Origin of the sequence: Acinetobacter sp. TYF_19 (genome assembly GCF_043105125.1) — a bacterium.
Lineage (GTDB): Bacteria > Pseudomonadota > Gammaproteobacteria > Pseudomonadales > Moraxellaceae > Acinetobacter > Acinetobacter johnsonii.
In genome coordinates, this window is sequence record NZ_JBICLH010000001.1 from 1 (window position 1) to 3,338 (window position 3,338).

Consider the following 3,338-nt stretch of genomic DNA (forward strand, 5'->3'; position numbering starts at 1 on the left):
AAAAAAAAATCATCTCTATAAAATTTATGTAACTGAAATGCAAAAGCCCTTGTATAAACAAGGGCTTTTGACTTAAATTTGTTGGTGTTACAGTTAAATGATGCACTAACATCGTTTAACGAAAGATCAGAAGGTTTGGCGACCGTTCCGATTTCACACTAAGGCTAGTAACAACCAAGTCCCATTTTAATAGATTTGAATACTGATACAATAGCCTAAATGTAAAAAATTTCGTTAATCGTTGATAAGTCCATCATTTAAACCAAGTTTTTTGGTTCGTTCACTACGTCTGTACAAAGGATTAAGTTAGTAAGTGCGGCTAATTTTTTAGTCGGCTTAGTCTTTGTGGCTTTAATGTGAAGGTGGACAAGCGACGGCAGGCATTAAAGACTAAAGGTTTATAACCGCTTTACCACTGATGTATTGCACTAGGTAAAGGACGCAGGGAATAGCGCATGTAATCGTAAATAGATGTACGAGATGATCGGCACAAGATACGAGCATGTGTAGAGAGATAATGCGTGTGCGGGGGAAGTAGTCAGACTTCTAAATACTCTCTTGTGACTTGGACTGTAACGCAACCCAAGCATACCGATTTGAAAGCGACAGCGGCTCCATACCGTGAAGCCTTGTTTTTCAATGGTGATATTCAAATACCTGAGCTAATTTAAAATTGGCGAAGGTAGGGTGAATATTACCGAAAATCTGCTCTAGCTCACCACCCGTGATGAGCAAAGCGAAGCACGGTGGGGAGATAAGAGCAGATTAAGAGCATTTGTTTTTACAAGATACATGCCAATATTTGATTTATGGCTATTATTTTTATATTTCCTTTTTCTTGTTCAATTATAAAAAAAATAGTTCAGCAATTAAAAACCCAAAAATTAAACCTACACAGGAATTTACTTAAATATTATATTAAACTAGTCCTGATTCAAAAATAAGCAAGGATACACAATAGGTACTTTTTCAAATAACTACGTTATTTTCAAAGTTACCTATCGTGACCTTGATCAGGGGGACAAGCCCCCCGATACCCCCAAAACCATCACTTAATCTGCTGAGGTGTAAATGGTTCAACAACATAAAGTTAGACTTAATCATGAGCGTAAAAGACCTGTTCGAACAAAAGTGGTCAAAGTTACGTTGTTTGATTCTGAGTATGAACTTCTTGAATCCAAAAACTCCTTTAATTCGGTTGCTAAGTTAATGCGTGAGTCTGCTTTAAAAGCAGTTAGTGATGAAGGGGAATATAAGAAGAAAGTCGGTACATATACAAAATTAGACCGTTCATTTGTTCTTGAACTTAGTCGCATCGGTACAAACATCAATCAAATTGCACGAGCAATAAATACAGACCTTGTTGCTAGAGAACCGCTTGATGCCGTTAAGCTTTTGCATCTCCTGATTGGTATTGATGAAACATTGAAACAACTTCGGGAGTCTGTGAAATGATTGTCGATTTTTTCGAACATGGAACAGGTGAAGCTAGTGGCCCTTTAGATTATTTTCTCGGTAAAAACAGAGATAGGGAACATGCCAAAATTTTACTTGGTGATGTTAATGAAGTAGCCGAACTTATAGATTGTTCACCTTATGAAAAACGGTATACAAGTGGCTGTCTGTCTTTTTATGAGAGTGATTTAACCGAAGCCGATAAAGCGCAAATTATGCGTGATTTTGAAAAAACTCTTTTCCCTAGTTTAACTACTGAAAACTATCGAGTCTTATGGGTTGAGCATCGAGATAAAATAAATGAAGAAACTGGAGAGCGCAGATTAGAACTGAATTTCTTAATTCCCAATATTGAAATTGAGTCGGGAAAAAGGTTGCAGCCATTTTTTGCAAAAGCAGATTTAGACCGTGTTGATGCATTCAAAAAAATAGTTAATTACGAACATGATCTTTTTGACCCTGATGATCCCTTAAACAGGAGATCAGTCAAAATCGCACAGAATCTACCGAAAGAAAGCAAAGAATTTAAAGCTCAGGTGCATGATGAAATCACACTCGCAATTTGTGATGACCTTATTTATGACCGCAAAACTCTTTTAGATTGGTGTGAAACTGTTGGTTTTGAAGTTACGAAGATAACAAAGAAACAAATATCAATTAAAAATCCAGAAACAGGGCGACCAGAAGTTTTTAAAGGCGAATTTTATGAGCAGAACTTCAGAAATACTGCAAAAAGCACAGAGCTTAAGGCAGAAGCATCAGGAAGATATAGACAGCGAGCTGAAAAACGGTATCAGACTTGCCTTAAACGACACGAAAAACTTTGTGAAGCAAAGAGCAAATACCATCTTGAACGATATGCAACAAGAGATAGAACAGACTCAACAGAACTTACAAGACAACTTGAATCACAAAAAAACAACCCTGCAAACCAACATAGACAAGATGGGGCAGAGCGTGAGCGAGGACACGAAGAAGATGCAAGAGAGCCTACAGTTACAGCTACAAAGCTTGAAAAAGGACTTGCAGACCTTAAACGCATTGAGCCAAGCAACAGCAGACCAAGCGAAGCTGAAAAAAGCCCTTTTTTCATCGAATATAGTCCTAGCTTCAATAGCACTTATTTTGCTTATTACGAGCATCAGCTTCGCATACATCAGCAAGAGCAAGTACGGAGAGATACAGACCAGCGAAGCACGTTTGCAGCAGATCGAAGCAGTCACGCAGCAAAAAACGCAGGATTATACGGCAGTAATGACAGCTTTATACAAAGCCAGAGGAGGGCGATAGATGACGACATTAGAAGCGCAGTTATTGATGGTCATCGAGGAGCAGCAGACGCAGCTAAAAGAGCAACAGCAGCAGCAAGAGCAGAGCTTGAAGCTCATACAGGCTCAGAGTCGAACTATCGGCGAGCTAGAGAGCTACACGAAAACTTTAAGCGACAAGCACAGCTTAGCGGTGGAAGTGGTGAAGCGGTATCAGGGCATAGTGAAGCAGCTATCGGAGCAGACCATACCGCCGCATTTTTCAGAGACTTTACAGAGAGACTTACAGCAGCAATTGGAGAAGCGTTTAACAGCATTACTCGATGGGTTGAGCGTGGAGCAACAAATCTCCAAAGCCTTGCCACGCCTGACAAAGATCGAGATAGAGAAGCAGTTAGAGCCGATGACCAAGCAAGTAGTCGAGAAACTGGACTCAGTCGAGCACTATCAGCAAATTCTACGAGATTTAGTGGAACGCCTATCTGGGAAGCTTTAGAGAAACTGGAGCTTAGGAAAGAGCTACAGCAACAAAGGGAACGTGATCGAGGTTACGATTCACCAAGCCCCTTTTGATGTTTTTTTCTGTGGAGCATTGCTTTTGCAATGCTGTCCTCG

General features: G+C 39.8%; 2 protein-coding genes. Both read left to right on the forward strand.

Going from position 1 to position 3,338, the window contains the following annotated elements; all coding sequences use genetic code 11:
• Positions 1-1,071 precede the first annotated feature (1,071 nt).
• Entirely contained in the window at positions 1,072-1,455 is a 384-nt protein-coding gene (locus tag ACF8FD_RS00005) for a MobC family plasmid mobilization relaxosome protein (protein ID WP_392452801.1), read from the forward strand.
• Complete coding sequence (locus ACF8FD_RS00010; RefSeq protein ID WP_392452802.1) at positions 1,452-3,296, forward strand: hypothetical protein; 1,845 nt, start codon at positions 1,452-1,454, stop codon at positions 3,294-3,296. Before ACF8FD_RS00005 ends, ACF8FD_RS00010 begins: the two co-directional genes overlap by 4 nt.
• Positions 3,297-3,338: the final 42 nt, after the last annotated feature.

Bases quoted from the DNA above. Each gene is read 5' to 3' on its own strand.
- ACF8FD_RS00010 (WP_392452802.1), top strand. From the start codon at position 1,452: ATGATTGTCGATTTTTTCGAACATGGAACAGGTGAAGCTAGTGGCCCT.
- ACF8FD_RS00005 (WP_392452801.1), top strand. From the start codon at position 1,072: ATGGTTCAACAACATAAAGTTAGACTTAATCATGAGCGTAAAAGACCT.